We start from the raw sequence: 16,398 nt of genomic DNA, 5'->3' as shown, positions 1-16,398 counted from the left end.
GTTGTTTTTGGGCAGCGACAACCATAGCACAGAGCCGTTCCGCCGAACGTCGGAATGGACGATAAACGACAGATGAAATACGACCCGCGAAATGGGCGGCACCCGGGAAAACCTCCACCCAGGCCGCGCCGGCAGCATCGGGAAAGGAATGGTAAGTCACCCGTTTCAAACCCAATGTCAACAATTGTCATACCTTGTTACGACATAGCTCTTACAGGTCGGCACTGTGTAGAATTTTCTCAAACAAGAAAACGACTTCATGGCGGCCCATCGCGGCCATATCGCACCGGACCCGCTCCGGCCACGCGCCGCCACTCTCGGGAATATCCCTGGCCAGACCACGGCGCGGACGAGCCGCGCGCGGACACGCATGGCCATCTTCGAAGGCAAACTCCGGCGCATCGGCGATGCGCCGCATTCCGTGGGAATCTCATGCCGTCTGATGAGAGCGCTGCCGTCATGGCGCTGCTGGTCCTGTTTACCGCCGTGCAATGCATCCTGGCAGCGCTGATGCTGGCCCTGCGCCGCAGCGCCGCGGGCCGTGCCTGGGGCGTGGGCCTGGCGCTGGCCTGCGCCGCCGGCCTGCTGGTGGCCGACGGGCCCGGCGAGCCGGCCTGGCCCCTGCTGCTGGCGCCGGCATTGGGGCTGGCCGCCCAGTTGCTGATCCACCGCGGCATCGTGATGGCCGACGGCCGCCGCGCGGCCACGCCGGGCGCCGCGGGCGCCGCCGCGGCCGCCATGCTGGCGGTGCTGGGCGCCGCCGCGCTGGGCGAAGGCAGCCGCCCGGCCGCGGCCGCGGGCTACGCGGCGGCGGCCGTCTGCGCCGCCTTCACGCTGGCCTGGCTGCTGCCGCGGCCGCAGGCGCCGGGCCGCCGCGCGCGCCCGCTGGTGCTGGCCGCCTGCGCGCTGCAGTGCCTGGCGCAATGCTGCGGGCTCTACGCGGTGTGGGGCGTGAGCGCCGCCGTGGCCGCCAGCCATGCCGAAGCGCTGCTGCTGCTGCGCCTGCTGCCGTCGTTCGTGGCGATCCTCGCGGGCCTGGCCGCCTTCACCGTGATGACGATGGAAGCCATGCTCGCCGCGCAGGAACGGCAGGCCCGGCTCGACGCGCTCACCGGCCTGCTCAACCGCGGCGCCGTCGACGGCGCGGCCCGGGTGCTGGCGGCCGAGTACGCGCGCCACGGCCACCCGCTGAGCTGCCTGGTGATCGACGTCGACCGCTTCAAGCGCATCAACGACAGCAGCGGGCACCGCGCCGGCGATCTCATCCTGCGACAGATCGCCGCAGTGGTGGAGGGCGAGCACCGCGCCACCGACGTGGCCGGGCGCTACGGCGGCGAGGAATTCTGCGTGCTGTGCCCGCATACCGCCGAGGCCGATGCGCTCCTGCTGGCCAACCGCATCCTGCGCGGCATCCGCGCCATCGCGCTGCCGCCGGAGATGGGCGGCTTCGCCAGCGCCAGCATCGGCGTCGCCGAGATGCGCGGCGGCGCGGGTGGCGGCCCTGGCGGCGGCGCGGCGGCCTGGGACCGCCTGTTCGGCAGCGCCGACCGCGCCCTGTACGAGGCCAAGCGGCGCGGCCGCGGCCGCGTGGTGAGCGCGTCCTCGCTGGAGGCCCGGGCGCCGGGCGCGGGGCGCGAGCTGCGCCTGCCGGCGTGCGCCGAAGCCTGTCATTGAGCGGGGTCAGGCGAAGCCGCCGGCGCCGCGCGGAAATCGTGATGCCGGCGCGGTGGCCGGCTAGAATCCTCCCGTGCATGCATGGGCGGGCCCGCGCGCAGGTCCGCATCGAAACCATCCCTGGAGATCTCTGAATGAAGGCCGACAACATCCTGCAGACCATTGGCAACACGCCGCACATCCGCATCCAGCGCCTGTTCGGCACGACGCACCAGGTCTGGATCAAGTCCGAGCGCGCCAACCCCGGCGGGTCGATCAAGGACCGCATCGCGCTCTCGATGGTGGAGGCGGCCGAGCGGTCCGGCGTGCTCAAGCCCGGCGGCACCATCATCGAGCCGACCTCCGGCAATACCGGCATCGGGCTGGCGATGGTGGCCGCGGTCAAGGGCTACAAGCTGGTGCTGGTGATGCCCGACAGCATGTCGGTGGAGCGCCGCCGCCTGATGCTGGCCTACGGCGCCACCTTCGACCTGACGCCGCGCGAAAAGGGCATGAAGGGCGCGATCGCCCGCGCCGAGGAACTGGTGGCGGCCACGCCGGGCGCCTGGATGCCGCAGCAGTTCGAGAATCCGGCCAACGTCGAGATCCACGAGACCACCACCGCGCAGGAAATCCTCGCCGATTTCCCGCAGGGCATCGACGCGCTGATCACCGGCGTGGGCACCGGCGGCCACATCACCGGCTGCGCGCGCGTGCTCAAGCAGAAATGGCCGCAACTGAAGGTCTTCGCGGTGGAACCGGTGGCTTCGCCGGTGATCTCCGGCGGCGCGCCCGCGCCGCACCCGATCCAGGGCATCGGCGCCGGCTTCATCCCGCGCAACCTCGACACCACGCTGCTCGACGGCGTGATCCAGGTCGACGCCGAGCCGGCGCGCGAGATGGCGCGCCGCGCCGCGCGCGAAGAAGGCATGCTGGTGGGGATTTCCTCGGGCGCCACGCTGGCCGCCATCGCGCAGAAGCTGCCCGACCTGCCGGCCGGCGCCACCGTGCTCGGCTTCAACTACGACACCGGCGAGCGCTACCTGACGGTGGAAGGTTTCCTGCCGGCCTGAGCGGAATCATGCGCGCGCGGCGCGCGGTGAACCATACTAAAAGGGACCCGGCCTTGCGCCGACCACCATGACAAGCGGCCTGTCCGCGGCCCGCCGGCCGCGGACAGGCCGGAACAAGGAGCAGAGATGACCATTCCCAGTTATGAAGTCGCCCGGCTCGCATCGCTCGCGGTGCGCCTGGCCCTGTCCTCGGGGCTGACGCACGAAGAGATGCAGGCCGCGCTCAGCCTCGCGGCCACGATGATCGAGCAGGACGAAGACGCCACCCCCGGCGGCGGCACGGCGGCCAAGGCCGCCCACACCAAAGTGACGCGCACGATTCACTGACGCCGCGTGGCGCGCCCTGTCCCTTACGCCAGCGCGCCCGCCCAGTAGAGTTCCGCCGCCGCCAGCACCGCACGCATCTGCGTGGTGTGAGCCAGGCGGAAGGCATCGTCGTAGACGGTCTGGTCCGGAAACTCCGTGACCAGCATGAACGGCACCGTGGAGCGGTGATCCTCCACGATCATGCACGGAATGCCGTTGATCACCGGGAACGGCACCGCGCCCGCATGCGCGCCCCAGGTGGCAAGCTGCCGCGCGTTGAACGCGGCCAGTTCCGGCGAGGCGGCCAGCGCCGCCGTCAGCGCCTGCATGAACGCCAGCGCCTTGTCCTCGACCCCGCCGTGATGGCGCAGGATCAGGAAAAATCCCTTGGGAATGGTCCAGGTCTCGAAGCCCGGCGGCACGTAGCCGGTGAGCGGGCGCGTCCACTCGTGGGCGGGATAACCGTGCAGGCTCATGTGCAGCCCGGCGCCGGTGCGCTCGGCCGCCTCCAGCCGCGCCGCCTTTTCGCCGAACGGCGCCGCGGTGCGCGCCTCGAGGTCGTCGCCCAGCGCGGTGTAGCGCGCGGCATGCGACATGTGGCGCGGATTGTCCTCGCGCAGCCGCGCGTGCAGCGCCGCGCCGTCCGGGTTCTCCAGCGCGATCACGGCGAAGTTGGCCTGCGGGCGCTGCCGCAGCGCGTGCGCCGCGCGCAGCGCGCCGACCACGCCGGAACTCTCGTTGGCATGCTGGCCGCCGGAGATCACCAGCCCGGGCAGCGCGCCTTCGATATGCGTGCCGTGGACCACGCGCCCTTGCGTGGACATCGCGCTGAAGCGCGTGCCGCCGAGCGCCGCCATTTCGGTGGCGGCCTCCTCGGGCGTGAGCGGGCGCGCCAGCGCGGCCAGCGCCGCCGCGGACAGCGGCGCGGCGCCGGCGGCGGCCGGCCGCGGGTGCGGCAGCACCTCCACGCGCACGTGCGTGGCGCCTTCGCTGGCGCCCGCATGCACGTCCGGCACGATCTGGCCCGGCTGCAGGGTGCGGTCCCCGCGCGGCAGGCCGGCGCGGTCCTGGAAATATTCCAGCACGGAAAAATACAGGTCCTCGTGCAGCGCTTCGCGCGTGCTGATGCATTCGTCCTGGTAGGCCAGCCGGCGCTCGATGCCGCCGGTCCCGATGGCGATGCGCAGCACGTCGAAATACGGCGCGCGCCCGCCCCAGCCGTGCGCGCGGATCGCGTCCATCGCCGCGGCGAAGGCCAGTTCGTATTCGGTGGCCAGCGGCCCGTCCTCGACCAGCGCCTCGCCCTGCCACAGGCGCAGCCATCCGCACGGCGCGCCCGAGGCCGCGAGCGGCACGAACACGCGGCGGGCCTCGCCGCCGGCTTCGACCACGTAGTGCGCGTCGGCGTCGCCGTCGGCCAGGCGCAGGGCGCCCTCGGGCAGCAGGCCGGCCAGCGGATAAGCCTCCAGGCGGAAGCGCTGCGCCTCCTTGTCCGTGGCGGCCGCGGGCAGGCGCACCGTCACGCCGTGGGCGGCGCGCTGCGCCACATCCACCTCACCGGGAAAATCGTCGAGGAAGAAATGCACCAGCGGCTTGTACGCGCTGCGGATCTCCGCCCGCACGCCGGCGGCGGCCAGCCGCCGCTCGGCCGCGCGGCGCGCGTCGGCATCCTCGAACACCCACGCCTGGGCGCGCGCGCCGGGCATGGCCGCGAGGCGTTCGACCAGGGTATCGAGGGTGCGGGCAAAGGTGGCGTCGAGCAGGGTCGTCATGGCGTGGCCGGAGCGTGAGCGGATGGATGCGGAATGCGGCGTGCCGGCGGCGGCAGGCCGGCGGCACGAGCGGCCATTATAGGGAAGGCGACCGGAACACGCCGGGCGGCGCCAGGCAGCGCCGGCGCGCCCGGCGGCGCCCGCGGCCGTGCACATTTCCTTACAACCCGGACACACAGCGGTGCTGCGCGGTGGCTAAGCTGCACCGTTGTGCAAGCGCCGTCTTGCCTGTCTGAAGGAAGTCGCATGAATGACACCCGAGCACAGCCGCCGTCATGGCGCCCGGCAGCGCTGCCCGCGCGCCGCCGCGCCACCCCTGCCGCACCGCGCGCAGCCCTTGCGGCGCCGCGGCGGCAGCCCCGATGAAGTGGACCACCATCGTGCTGGTCCTGCTGGGATGGCTGGGCGCCTGCGCGGCGGCGGGATGGCTGCTGATGGCCTGCTCCAGCCTGCTCGCGCGATGACGGCCCGCGCCGGCGGCCATGCGGCCCGCGCCCCGCGCGCGCGCCCGGCCGGGGCGGATCCGGCCCGCGCGGCCGTCCATTTCGTAACCGGGTATTTCAGCCGTCCCGCCGAGACGCGCGCCACGCGCCCGCGCACCTGACCAACGCCGGCCCGTTCGCGCCAGGCAAGGAGAAACCATGTACGACCACGCCACCGCACTCGAGCGCCCGTGCGCCGCCTCCCATGCGGGCCACGCCGCCCATGCCGCCACCGAGGTGATGATGTCCGATATCGGCCCGCTCAAGCTGTGCCGCAACTGCGGCGAATACTGGCCCGCCGACGGCGAGTTCTTCTCGCGCGACGGGCGCCGCCGCGGCGGCCTCGAGCACGTCTGCAAGGCCTGCCGCAAGGAGCAGCGCGTGGCGCGCTGACGCGGCACGGCCACCGGCCGCGCGGGCGCGCCGCGTCCATCCGCCATCGGGATGGCACCCGCGCGCGCTTGGTTCGCTGCCCCACATACCCGCCGGCCCCCCGCGCCGGAAACGGCACCGCCGCCTTTGCCTGGCGCGCGCATGCGGCTTACCATGCAGGAACACGCCCGGCGACAGGGCGAAGACAGAGAGAAATCTGCGGTAAGGCGGGGACACTTTGGCGAACTATCTGGAAGAGTACTGCTCGCGCATCCGGCGCGGGTCGGCGGCGTCCGTGATCGACAAGCCGGTACTGGTTGATCGCGATCGCTTCTATGTCATGCGCTACGTGCCGTTCGAGCACACGCACGCGGACGCGCGGCTGGCGCTGGTGAGCACCACGCCCGGCCACACCCACGTGCAGCTCGCCGCGGAACTGACCGAGCGCCTGCTGCAGCGGCACGCGCCCGGGCGCGCCATCCAGCGCGAGAACAAGCGCCAGGTGGAGCTGGGCGGGCGGCTGGTGCGGCCCAACCTGATCCGCATGCTGGACCATTTCGGCATCCCGCAGCTGGTGGGCCTGCCGAACGCGGCCTCGCTGTGGGGCGACGGCTTCGCGCGACTGCAGCCGCTGGCCCTGCTGCCCTACGCCACCACGCGGCGCGGCCTGGCCTACGACGGCGACCTCGAAGAACTGATGGCGGTGCCGATGCTGCGCAACGTGTTCGAGGCGCTGTTCCTCGAGCGGCTCGCCCAGGCCGGCGGCGAAGTCCTGTACGTGGCGCTGGGCCGCACCGCGTGGGCCGCGCTGGGCCATGCCGTCGACACCGGCCTGCTGCAGCGGCGCCAGTTGCTCGGCATGCTGCCGGTGCCCGCGCGCGCCGGCAGCATGGTCAAGTATTTCCTGCGGCAGGTCGGCGCCGAAGCGCTCTCGCCGCGCGACCCGGTGCGCCACCGCACCGCCTGGCTCGACGCCGCGCACGCCGAGATGACCCTCGGCGTGCGGCGCCAGCGGCAACGCCAGAGCGCCAACGAACCCGGCCCGGAAAGCGCGCCGCTGAGCTGCCTGGAAGCCTGAGGCGCGCATCGGCGCGACGCATATGCACGGAAAGTCACCCCACATCGGAGGGGTGGATGTGGCACTTTTACCGGCCGTTAGTCATCCCTGAGGGAATTGCCTCCCTCGTATTCCCGATCGGCGGCCCCTCGTGGCCGCCTCTTTTTTTGCCGTGCTCACGCGCGCAGATGCCACGCGCGCAGGCAATGCAGCAGGTCCAGGCCGTGCGCGCCGTGGAACCACACATGGCGCGACAGCGTGAGCGCGCCCGCCCACGACGCCGCCACCACCAGCGCGTCGCAGCGCCCGCTCTTCCACCAGTTCAGCGAATGCCGCCCGCAGATCCACGGCACGCCGAGCGGGTTGGGCCAGTCCGCCAGCAGATGCATGAGCCCGCCGCAGGCAAAGCCGAACGCCGGCGCGGCCAGCGCGTGGCTGCCCAGCGCGCGGTGCGACAGCACCAGCAGCGCGAGCCAGGCCACGCCCCAGTGCGTCCAGGTCCGATGGGCGATCCACAGGCGGCGCGAGCGCGACCACCACGCCACCTCCAGCCAGTCCGGCGCACCGCCGCCGGCCACGCCCGCGGCAAAGGCCAGCGCGGCGCCGAATGAATAGGGGCCGCCCGCGCCGGCGCTGGCGACGATCGCCGCGGCGATCAGTCCGGCCGCCCATCCGGTGGCGTGGTGTGCTTTGCTGGAAGCCATTGCGAGGGCGCCTTGCCGGGCCATGAAAACGAGGGGCCGCAATGGTGGCAGATCGGCGCGCGGTTGAACAGCGCCGGCGGGAACGGCAGGTACGGGCGCTGCGGCGGCGCGCGGAAGCACGCCGCCGAAGCGCCTGGTGCCGCGCGTGTCGCGCGCGCGTTTTTTGCATTTCGATGAATAAACGCTTCACAGCCGCAATGAAGGGCGCTACAATTGCGCCCCTCGCGACATGAAACCGCAAGGTGTTGCAAGCAGGTTCATGTCCCCTTCGTCTAGAGGCCTAGGACATCACCCTTTCACGGTGAGTACAGGGGTTCGAATCCCCTAGGGGACGCCAGTTTCGAAGGCATGCCAGTCACTCATGGCAGCTTCGGCAAGCGCGTCGGAGGCCGGTATCGTCCGGTTTCCGCAGCCAATGTGGAGCGGTAGTTCAGTTGGTTAGAATACCGGCCTGTCACGCCGGGGGTCGCGGGTTCGAGCCCCGTCCGCTCCGCCACAAGAAAATGCCCGCCGCCAGGCGGGCTTTTTTTTCGCCCTCCGTTTTTCCCTTCCTCGCGTTGCCGCCGCCGCGCGGCTTCAGCCGCCCGCGCCGTCCAGCCCGCGCGGCAGCCGCACGTCGAAGCACGAGCCCTGCCCTTCCTTGCTGCTCACGCGGATCTCGCCGCGGTGCAGGTCCACCGCCAGCTTGACCAGATACAGGCCCACGCCCGCGCCGGCCGTGCCGGCCACGTTGGCGCCGCGCACGAAGCGCTCGAAGATATGGCCGCGGTCCTTGTCCGGGATGCCCATGCCGCGGTCGGCCACCGACACGCTGACGGTGTCCGCGTCGCCGCGCACGCGCACGGTGACTGGCGTGCCGGCGGCCGAGTACTTGATGGCGTTGCCGATCAGGTTGCTGAAGGCCTGGAACAGCAGCTTGGCGTCGCCGTGGAAGATCTCCGCCACGCCGGGATCGACGATCTCCTCGATCACGGCCGCCGGCGAGCTCTCGCGGTGCATCTCGCAGACTTCGTGCACCAGCAGGCTGAGCGAGAAATCCACGCCGCGCAGCGTGGCCAGGCGGCCGCCGTCGAGCAGCTGCGAGGAATCGAGCAGATGGTCGATCAGGCTGGTCATGCGCCGCACCGCGCCGCGGATGCGCCCGCAGCGCTCGGCCAGCACCTCGGCCGACGGGCTTTCCTTCATGCGCATCAGGCGCTGCGCGTGGCCGTCGATCACGTTGAGCGGCGTGCGGAACTCGTGCGAGGCCATCGAGACGAAATTGCGCTGGAGCATGGCCATGCGCCGCTCGTTTTCCAGCGTGTCCTGCAGCATGGTGGTCTGCGCGGCCAGCGCGGCCTTGCTGCGCTCGAGCTCCAGCGTGTTGTCGCGAAAGCGCACCACCGCGCGCGCGATCTCGCCGATCTCGTCGCGGCGCCCGGCGCCCGGTATGTCGACGTGCGGGTCGTTGTCGGTGATGCGGTGCATGCGCTCGACCAGCGCCGCGATCGGGTTGGACACTGCCCGCACCAGGTAGGCCACCGCGGCGATCACCAGGCAGCACGACACCAGGATGGCGCCGGCGATCAGGCGCTGCGCCTCGCGGTAGGCGTCGGCCTCGCGCTCGGTCGCCGCGGCCGCGCCGGCCACGTTGCGCTCGGTCAGCGTGCCGAGCGTGCCGTTGGCGCGCTCGAACGCATGGCGCGACTCGCCGCGGTACAGCGCCACCGCCGGCGCGGTGTCCTTGCGGTAGGCCAGCGCCACCACGTCGTCCACGCACTGGCGGTAGGCGGCCCATTGCGCCATGAACTGCTCGTAGAGCGCCTGTTCGGCCGGGTCGTGCGCGATCTTGCCGTAGCGCCCCTCCACCTCGCGGATCACGTCGTCCAGCCGGGCGATCTGCGCCTGCGCCGCGCGCAGGTCGGCGCCGGTGGTGGCGATCAGGGCATCGCCCTCGAAGGCGCGGTAGTCGGAAATATAATTGTTGAGGTCGCCGAGGATGCGGTTGCTCTGCAGCCAGCGCCCGCTGATCTGCGCCGACACGCTGTGGAAGTTGCTCAGGCGGTTGATGCCGAACAGGCCCACGCCGGCCACCAGCAGCAGGAACAGCACGAACACGAGCGACAGCCGCACGCGGATCGGCCGCAGCATCGGCACCGAATCGGGCAGCCCGGCCAGGCGCCGCCCGAGCCCGCGGCGCACGCGCCGGCCGCCCGGCGCCGGCTGAATCGGGTGATTCATGAGACTGTCATCCTGGAAATCGCTTACGCTCTGCCCGCCCGCACCACCGAGGAACGCCATGCACGACGCCAGCCGCAAGATACTCTGCATCGAGGACGATGCCGAAACGGCCGCCCTGATCGCCGAGGAACTGGTCGAGCGCGGCTTCGACGTGAGCATCGCGCACGACGGCGAGCAGGGCCTGGCCAGCATCCTGCGCGACGCGCCGGACCTGGTGCTCTGCGACGTGAGTATGCCAGTGATGACCGGCTTCGAACTGCTGGAGAAGATCGCCGCGCTGGCGCCGCGCTTCGCCGACATGCCGTTCGTGTTCCTCACCGCGCTGGCCCAGCGCGAGGCCGAGCTGCGCGGCCGCCGGCTCGGCGCCGACGACTACGTGACCAAGCCGGTGGACTTCGACATCCTCACCAGCATCGTCGAGACGCGGCTGGCGCGCGTGGCGCGCACGCGGCACGGCCTGCCCGACGTGCAGCTCAGCGAGCGCGAGGTGGAGGCGCTGGTCTGGTCCGCGCGCGGCAAGACCTCCGGCGAGATCGCCACCATCCTCGGGCTGTCCAAGCGCACGGTGGACTTCCATATCGACAACGCGCGCCAGAAGCTCGGCGTGGCCACGCGCATCGAGGCGGTGGTCAAGGCGGCCTCGGCCGGCATCATCAAGCCCTAGCGCGGCACAGCGGCCCGGCAAGGCGGCCCGGCGGCACCGCCCACTGTGATCAATCACAGTTTCGGGCCGACCCCATCCCCCATAGAATCTGCCCACTTTCATCGCTCCCGGAGCCTGGGCCGGTTTGCCCGCGCCGACGTTATGAGCAGATTCGCCCCTCCCCGGCCGTCACTGGCCGACCTCGGCAGCGCGCCGCCGCCCGCGCGCGAACCGCGCCGCGCGACCACGCTGATCCATATCGGCGCGCGCGCCGCCAATGCCGCCGGCGACGAAGCCCTGGCCGACTACCTGATGGCCGCCTGGCGCCGCCTGCACGTGGCCAGCCGCCGCGCGCCGCGCTGCCCGCGCTGCGGCGCGGGCGCGGCCTTCCACAGCACCGACGAGGGCGGCCTGCCGCAGTTCCAGTGCTCCGGCTGCCGCCAGCCGTTCACGCGCCTGACCGGCACGCCGATGGGGCGCCTGCGCCTGGGCGACAAGGCCGAAGCGTTCTTCCATCTGGTGTCGCACCAGATCACCACGGCGGAAGCCGCGCGGCGGCTGCTCATCAAGAGCGAGACCGTCAAGCACTGGTCGCTGCAGACGCGCCTGTGGCTGCTGGCGCTCGATCCCACCGGCGCGTGGGAACGCCGCGTCCTGCTCGGCGTGCGCTACGCGGTGCTGCCGGAGGGCGACCCCGTGAAGCCGCTGGCCGCGTCGCCCGCGTGCCGCTGCGCGGTGGCCTCCGACGACAGCGACGCGCTCGCGGAAATGGAAAGCCCGCCGCTGCTGGTGCGCGTGTGTCCGGCGTGCGAGCTGAAGGCGCACTGATTTTTCTCCCTCGTCCCGTCGACATCCGCCGCGCGCCGAACCGGCGGCGCCGCGCGCGGCGCTAGTCGCCCGTCCGCACGCCGGCGGTCTCGAACACCTCGCGCAGCCACTGCACGAACACGCGCACGCGCGACGAAAGCTGGCGGTTATGCGAATACAGCACCGACACCGACATCGGCGGCGGCGGCAACTGCGGCAGCACCATGCGCAGGCGCCCGTCGGCCAGTTCGCCGGCCACGCGGTAGCGCGGCACCTGCACCAGCCCGAGCCCCGCGACCGACGCGCCCGTGTAGAGATCGGCCCCGGTGACGGACACCGTGCCCGGCAGTTGCACGGCGCTCACGCGGCCGTCCACGGTGAACTCCAGCGGCACCACCCTGCCGGTGGCGCTCGAGATGTAGTTGACCGCGCGATGCGCGGCCAGCGCCTCCAGGTCCGCCGGCTCGCCATGCCGGGCCAGGTAGGCGGGGCTGGCCACGGTAACTTGCTCGAGCAGCGCCACGCGCCGCCCCACCATCGACGAGTCCTGCAGGTTGCCCGCGCGCAGCACGCAGTCCACGCCTTCGCGCACGAGGTCCACGAGGCGGTCGTCCTCGCCGATATGTACTTCCAGCTCCGGGTACCGCGCGAGGAAATCCGGCAGCGACGGCACCACGAAATGCCGCGCCAGCGTGCCCTGCAGGTTCACGCGCAGCAGCCCCTTCGGCGCGGTGTTGCGGAACGACCCCTCGGCTTCCTCGAGGTCGGCGATCAGGCGCACGCAGCGCCGGTAGTAGGCCTCGCCGTCGTGCGTGAGGCGCACCGTGCGCGTGGTGCGCTCCAGCAGCCGCGTGCCGATGCGGCGCTCCATGCGCTTGATCAGGTTGGTGATGGTGGCGCGCGGGATGCGCAGGTCCTCGGCGGCCTGGGTAAAGCTCTGGCGCTCGGCGATGCGCACGAACGCCTGCATTTCCTGGAAGCGGTCCATCGCGGTGGCGGTCAATTATTGAGGAAGATGGAGCAATGATACCAATTCCCGGCCGATTATCCATTCACCGGAATGGTCCATGACCCGACATCGACTGGGTCAACGGCCAGATCCCGCGCGCCGGCGGCGGCATCGCCTGAGCGCCGTCGCGCGCGCGCGGCAAGCCATCGCAGACCCCGGGGCGGGCCGCGCGCGTCCCGCCGGCCCGCGGCCGGGAGCCGCGCCGGGCCGGACAAACCCCGGGCCGCCTGCCTACAATGAAACTCCCATCACACCGCCGGCCAGCCCCCGCACATGACCATGCACCGCGCATCGAGGCGGCTTCTGGCCGGCCTGCTGGCCTGCGGCCTGCCGCTGTGGGCCGCCGCGCAGGCCGCGCCGCCCGGCGTGGCGTTCTCCACGGACACGCCGGGCGGCGCGCTGCCGGCCGGCTGGAAGAACCTGCCGGTGGCGCGCGGCAAGATGACCACGCGCTACAGCCTGGTGGCCGACGGCAACGTCACGGTGCTGGAAGCCAGCGCCGACGCCTCCGCCTCGGCGCTGATGCACGACGGCGACATCGATCTCGCCGCCACGCCCCGGGTGAGCTGGCGCTGGAAGATCGAGCAGCCCGTCGACAACGCCGACAACCGCGTGGCCGCGCAGGAAGACGCGCCCGCGCGGCTGCTTTTCCTGTTCGACGGCGACAAGGAAAAACTCTCGCTTGGCGACCGCGCCGCCATGCAGCTCGCGCACACGCTGGCCGGCGAAGACCTGCCCTATGCCACGCTGATGTACATCTGGTCCGACAGCGTGCCGGTGGGCACCATCCTCGACAACCCGCACACCTCGCGCGTCAAGATGATCGTGGTATCGGGCGGCCCCGGCGACGTCGGCAAGTGGCTGTCCCTGAGCCGCAACGTGGCGCAGGACTACGAGCGCGCCTTCAAGGAAGCACCGGGCAGGCTCACCGCCTACGGCCTGCTCACCGATACCGACAACACCGGCGCGGTCGCGCGGGCGTGGTATGGGGATGTCCGGTTTTCGGCGGGGAAATAGCGCAGCAGGCGAAAGCGGGGGGATTTACGCGAAGGGGTTCAGCAAGCGAGCGCCGCAGCCCGCGAAGTCATCGACATTGCGGGTCACGACCGTGAGGTCATGCACCAGCGCCGTCGCCGCAATCAGCTTGTCCAGCGCATGCTCCGCGTGCGGTACGCGCAGGCGGCCCCAGACCTGACTGACGACATCGTCGATGGGCAAGATCCGCTCTGCGAATTCGCTCAACACAGACTCGAGCCAGGCCCCCAGAGCGGCAAACTGCGCGGTATCTCCGCGATGCCGGATCAACTCGACGCCACGCTGCAGTTCGCCGACCGTGACCACGGAGAGAAACAAAGCGGACTCTCGTTGCGCGGCCTCGCGGAAAAAGTCTCGCACCCCCGGGTTGGCGCGCTCGCGCTTGCGCGCTTCGCTGATGACGTTGGTATCAATCAAATACATGGACGGCCCCGGACGACGGATCGAGCCGCTCGAAATCGCTGTCCTCGCCGACATCCGGCATGCTGGCCAGGATGTCGGCAAAGCTCCTGCGCCGGGTTGCCGACAGGGCCTGCGCGAGGATCTCGCGGTGTTCCGCCTCTGCGCTGCGCCCGTGCGCGGCGGCGCGCTCGCGCAGCCGCTGCACCAGTGCCTCGTCAATCCCGCGAACCAGGAGAGTGGCCATGATTTCCCCTTCCGATACTGTCACGCAAGAACGATAGCACTGCTATCAACAAGGGGCAATCGGCGCACCGCCAGGAAACACGGTACCCGCCAAGAAGAGGCGGCAGCGCCACTCAAATGATCAATCCGCGTGAATCCCCCGCTCCCGGATCAGCTTGCCCCACTTCTGCGTTTCCTCGGCGAGGTGCTTGCCCAGTTGCGCCGGCGTGCTGCCGATCGGCTCGGCGCCGATGCCGGCCAGGCGCGTGCGCACCGACGGCCTGGCCAGCGCGGCGACCATCGCCTGGTTCAGGCGCGCGATCACCTCGGGCGGCGTGCGGGCCGGCACGAAGGCGGCGAACCACGGCGACAGGTCGTAGCCCTTGACGCCGGCCTCGGCCATCGTGGGCACGTTGGGCAGCGTGGTGGAGCGCCTGGCGGTCGTCACCGCGATGGCCGTGAGCTTGCCGGAGTCGATGTGCGGCTTGGCCGAGGTGATGCTGTCGAACATGTAGTCGACCTGCCCGCCGAGCAGGTCGGTCATGGCCGGGCCGCTGCCCTTGTAGGGCACGTGCAGCATCCTGACGTCGGCAAGCGAGGTGAACAGTTCGCCGGCGAGGTGGATCGAGGTGCCGTTGCCGGCGGAGGCGTAGGTGTACTTGTCCGGGTTGGCGCGCGCGGCGGCGATCAGGTCCGGCACCGTGGCGGGCAGCTTCCTGGCCTTGTTGGTGACCAGCACGTTGGGCACCACCGCCAGCAGCGAGACCGGCGCGAAGTCCTTGACCGGGTCGTAGTTCAGGCGCCCGTACAGCGCCGGGTTCACCGCCATGCCGTTGGCCACGATGATGAGCGTGTAGCCGTCCGCGGGCGAGCGCGCCACCATCTCGGCGCCGATGTTGCCGCCCGCGCCGGGGCGGTTTTCCACCACGATGGCCTGCCCGAGCGAGGCCGACATTTCCTCGCCCAGCGTGCGGGCGATATTGTCCATCGCGCCGCCGGCCGGGAACGGCACGACCCAGCGGATCGGCTTGTCGGGCCAGGCGGCATGGGCCGCGGGGACGGCGGCCAGGGTAGCCAGTGCGCAGGCGGCGCCGACGGCGAGGTTGCGCAGGAATGGCAGGCGCATCGAAGTCTCCTCTTGGGATTTATTGAATTTATCGGGTCCGGCGCGCGGCGGCGCTACCGGATCGACGACGGATGCTGCGCCAGCGGCGTGACGTGGATGGCCATGTACGGGAACAGCGGCAGGCCGGACAGCATCGCGTGCAGCGCGTCGTTGCTTTCGGCATCGAACACGCTGTAGTTGGCGTACTCGCCCACCACGCGCCAGATGTGCGGCCATTTGCCCTGGCGCTGGAGGTCCTGCGAATAGGCCTTCTCGCGCGCCTTGATCTCGTCGGCCAGCGCGGCCGGCATGTCGGCCGGCAGCTTCACGTCCATTCTCACCAGGAAAAGCATGTCGTCGTCCTTGTCTTGTCATGTCGATGCGCATCGATGCGCATCGACGGGTTTCGGCGCGCTCAGGCGCGGCGGTAGTGGGCCAGCTTGTCCTCGTCCAGCGCCAGGCCCAGGCCCGGGCCGGGCGGCAGGTGCAGCGCGAAGTCGCGGTATTCGGGGCGCGCGGTCACGATGTCGTCCTTGAGCAGCAGCGGGCCGAACAGCTCGGTGCCCCAGGCCAGCCGCGGCAGCGTGACGAAGCCGTGCGCGGCGGCGATGGTGCCCACGCTGCCTTCGAGCATGGTGCCGCCGTACAGCGCGATGCCGGCGGCGTCGCCCACCGCGGCGGTGCGCAGCATCTCGTAGATGCCGCCGGACTTGGAGATCTTCAGCGCGAACACGTCGGCCGCGGCCTGGCGCGCCAGGTCCATCGCGTCCTCCGGGCCGCACACCGCCTCGTCGGCCATCACCGGCACCACGAAGCGCGCCGCCAGGCGCGCCAGCGCGCCGCGCTGCTCGCGCGGCACCGGCTGCTCCACCAGGTCGATGCCGGCGGCTTCCAGCATGGCGATGCCGGTGGCGGCCTCGGCCTCGTTCCAGGCCTGGTTGACGTCCACCGTCACGCGCGCGCGCTCGCCCAGCGCGCGCTTGATGGCCGAGACGTGCGCCACGTCCTCGCGCACCGGGCGGCGGCCGATCTTGAGCTTGAAGGTATTGTGGCGGCGCGCCGCCAGCAGCGATTCGGCCTCTTCGATGTCGCGGCCCGTGTCGCCGCTGGCCAGCGTCCACAGGCAGGCCAGGTTGGGACGCACCGCGCCGCCCAGCAGCGCCGACACTGGCAGGCCCAGGCGCTTGCCCTGCGCGTCGAGCAGCGCCGACTCCAGCGCCGACTTGGCGAAGCGGTTGCCGCGCGCCACCGAGCCCAGGCGCTGCATGGCGGCGTGGACGTTGCTCGCGTCGAGCCCGGCCAGCGCGGGCGCCAGGTAGGTGTCGATGGTCAGCTTGATGCCTTCGGGACTTTCGTCGCCGTAGCTCAGCCCGCCGATGGTGGTGGCCTCGCCGATGCCCTCGATGCCGTCGCTGCAGCGCAGCCGCACGATCACCAGGGTCTGGCGCTGCATGGTGGTCATGGCCAGCTGGTGGGCACGGATGGTGGGCAGGTCGACCAGGATGGCTTCGACGGAGGTGACGGTGGCTTTCATGC

General features: G+C 71.2%; 18 protein-coding genes and 2 tRNA genes. 10 read left to right on the top strand and 10 right to left on the bottom strand.

Annotated elements, in window-relative coordinates; translation table 11 throughout:
• Nucleotides 1–211 precede the first annotated feature (211 nt).
• Nucleotides 212–418 (bottom strand): hypothetical protein, encoded by a 207-nt coding sequence (locus ACWTPI_RS20940; RefSeq protein WP_454732601.1) that lies wholly within the window; start codon nt 416–418, stop codon nt 212–214.
• 14 nt (nt 419–432) lie between these two features.
• On the opposite strand from ACWTPI_RS20940, the gene ACWTPI_RS20935 reads away from it, so the two are divergent.
• The 3 genes from ACWTPI_RS20935 (at nt 433) to ACWTPI_RS20925 (ending at nt 3,053) form a co-directional block, all read left to right on the top strand.
• Nucleotides 433–1,674 carry a diguanylate cyclase gene (locus ACWTPI_RS20935; protein ID WP_454732600.1) on the top strand — a complete coding sequence of 414 codons (1,242 nt, stop codon included), beginning with the start codon at nt 433–435 and terminating at the stop codon, nt 1,672–1,674.
• A gap of 134 nt (nt 1,675–1,808) precedes the next feature.
• Nucleotides 1,809–2,726: a cysteine synthase A gene (cysK, locus tag ACWTPI_RS20930; RefSeq protein ID WP_020204689.1), complete on the top strand. Its 918-nt coding sequence runs from the start codon at nt 1,809–1,811 to the stop codon at nt 2,724–2,726.
• 126 nt (nt 2,727–2,852) lie between these two features.
• The gene (locus tag ACWTPI_RS20925) at nt 2,853–3,053 is read left to right on the top strand and encodes a hypothetical protein (protein ID WP_020204690.1); all 201 of its coding nucleotides are present in this window, start codon (nt 2,853–2,855) and stop codon (nt 3,051–3,053) included.
• A gap of 23 nt (nt 3,054–3,076) precedes the next feature.
• Here the strand turns inward: ACWTPI_RS20925 and ACWTPI_RS20920 are convergent, their stop codons facing one another.
• Nucleotides 3,077–4,804 (bottom strand): M14 family metallopeptidase, encoded by a 1,728-nt coding sequence (locus ACWTPI_RS20920; protein ID WP_059412120.1) that lies wholly within the window; start codon nt 4,802–4,804, stop codon nt 3,077–3,079.
• 641 nt (nt 4,805–5,445) lie between these two features.
• Here ACWTPI_RS20920 and ACWTPI_RS20915 point away from each other — a divergent pair.
• Both ACWTPI_RS20915 and ACWTPI_RS20910 read left to right on the top strand, forming a co-directional pair.
• Nucleotides 5,446–5,679 (top strand): hypothetical protein, encoded by a 234-nt coding sequence (locus ACWTPI_RS20915; protein WP_020204693.1) that lies wholly within the window; start codon nt 5,446–5,448, stop codon nt 5,677–5,679.
• Nucleotides 5,680–5,896: 217 nt separating this feature from the next.
• Nucleotides 5,897–6,736, top strand: a complete 840-nt coding sequence (locus tag ACWTPI_RS20910; RefSeq protein ID WP_020204694.1) for a hypothetical protein — start codon at nt 5,897–5,899, stop codon at nt 6,734–6,736.
• 155 nt (nt 6,737–6,891) lie between these two features.
• On the opposite strand, the gene ACWTPI_RS20905 is transcribed toward ACWTPI_RS20910, so the two are convergent.
• Nucleotides 6,892–7,419 carry a metal-dependent hydrolase gene (locus tag ACWTPI_RS20905; protein WP_454732599.1) on the bottom strand — a complete coding sequence of 176 codons (528 nt, stop codon included), beginning with the start codon at nt 7,417–7,419 and terminating at the stop codon, nt 6,892–6,894.
• 261 nt (nt 7,420–7,680) lie between these two features.
• Here ACWTPI_RS20905 and ACWTPI_RS20900 point away from each other — a divergent pair.
• Together ACWTPI_RS20900 and ACWTPI_RS20895 are read left to right on the top strand one after the other, a co-directional pair.
• A tRNA-Glu gene (locus tag ACWTPI_RS20900) sits at nt 7,681–7,756 on the top strand.
• Nucleotides 7,757–7,838: 82 nt separating this feature from the next.
• Nucleotides 7,839–7,915: transfer RNA gene (locus ACWTPI_RS20895), tRNA-Asp, on the top strand.
• A gap of 80 nt (nt 7,916–7,995) precedes the next feature.
• Here ACWTPI_RS20895 and ACWTPI_RS20890 read toward each other — a convergent pair.
• Nucleotides 7,996–9,639: a HAMP domain-containing histidine kinase gene (locus tag ACWTPI_RS20890; protein WP_020205423.1), complete on the bottom strand. Its 1,644-nt coding sequence runs from the start codon at nt 9,637–9,639 to the stop codon at nt 7,996–7,998.
• A 58-nt stretch (nt 9,640–9,697) separates the two neighbouring features.
• Between ACWTPI_RS20890 and ACWTPI_RS20885 the strand changes: the two genes are divergently transcribed.
• Both ACWTPI_RS20885 and ACWTPI_RS20880 read left to right on the top strand, forming a co-directional pair.
• The gene (locus tag ACWTPI_RS20885) at nt 9,698–10,303 is read left to right on the top strand and encodes a response regulator transcription factor (RefSeq protein WP_020205424.1); all 606 of its coding nucleotides are present in this window, start codon (nt 9,698–9,700) and stop codon (nt 10,301–10,303) included.
• A 141-nt stretch (nt 10,304–10,444) separates the two neighbouring features.
• Complete coding sequence (locus ACWTPI_RS20880; protein WP_020205425.1) at nt 10,445–11,110, top strand: DUF746 domain-containing protein; 666 nt, start codon at nt 10,445–10,447, stop codon at nt 11,108–11,110.
• 61 nt (nt 11,111–11,171) lie between these two features.
• Here the strand turns inward: ACWTPI_RS20880 and ACWTPI_RS20875 are convergent, their stop codons facing one another.
• The gene (locus ACWTPI_RS20875; protein WP_454733985.1) at nt 11,172–12,077 is read right to left on the bottom strand and encodes a LysR family transcriptional regulator; all 906 of its coding nucleotides are present in this window, start codon (nt 12,075–12,077) and stop codon (nt 11,172–11,174) included.
• A 294-nt stretch (nt 12,078–12,371) separates the two neighbouring features.
• Here ACWTPI_RS20875 and ACWTPI_RS20870 point away from each other — a divergent pair, with 294 nt between their 5' ends.
• Nucleotides 12,372–13,115: a DUF3047 domain-containing protein gene (locus ACWTPI_RS20870; RefSeq protein ID WP_082079540.1), complete on the top strand. Its 744-nt coding sequence runs from the start codon at nt 12,372–12,374 to the stop codon at nt 13,113–13,115.
• A gap of 24 nt (nt 13,116–13,139) precedes the next feature.
• Here the strand turns inward: ACWTPI_RS20870 and ACWTPI_RS20865 are convergent, their stop codons facing one another.
• From ACWTPI_RS20865 to ACWTPI_RS20845, 5 genes are all read right to left on the bottom strand, one after another.
• Nucleotides 13,140–13,556, bottom strand: a complete 417-nt coding sequence (locus tag ACWTPI_RS20865) for a type II toxin-antitoxin system VapC family toxin (protein WP_029044128.1) — start codon at nt 13,554–13,556, stop codon at nt 13,140–13,142.
• Complete coding sequence (locus ACWTPI_RS20860; RefSeq protein ID WP_020205429.1) at nt 13,543–13,779, bottom strand: FitA-like ribbon-helix-helix domain-containing protein; 237 nt, start codon at nt 13,777–13,779, stop codon at nt 13,543–13,545. The genes ACWTPI_RS20865 and ACWTPI_RS20860 overlap by 14 nt, the downstream gene beginning before the upstream one ends.
• A gap of 120 nt (nt 13,780–13,899) precedes the next feature.
• Nucleotides 13,900–14,883 (bottom strand): tripartite tricarboxylate transporter substrate binding protein, encoded by a 984-nt coding sequence (locus ACWTPI_RS20855; RefSeq protein ID WP_059412114.1) that lies wholly within the window; start codon nt 14,881–14,883, stop codon nt 13,900–13,902.
• Nucleotides 14,884–14,936: 53 nt separating this feature from the next.
• Nucleotides 14,937–15,215: a muconolactone Delta-isomerase gene (gene catC, locus ACWTPI_RS20850; protein ID WP_020205431.1), complete on the bottom strand. Its 279-nt coding sequence runs from the start codon at nt 15,213–15,215 to the stop codon at nt 14,937–14,939.
• Between the two features lie 62 nt (nt 15,216–15,277).
• Nucleotides 15,278–16,396: a muconate/chloromuconate family cycloisomerase gene (locus tag ACWTPI_RS20845; RefSeq protein WP_020205432.1), complete on the bottom strand. Its 1,119-nt coding sequence runs from the start codon at nt 16,394–16,396 to the stop codon at nt 15,278–15,280.
• Nucleotides 16,397–16,398: the final 2 nt, after the last annotated feature.

The sequence above is a fragment of the Cupriavidus ulmosensis genome (genome assembly GCF_977008105.1).
The sequence above is the reverse complement of the archived record's forward strand: the minus strand, read 5'-3'. Positions and strand labels throughout refer to the sequence as shown.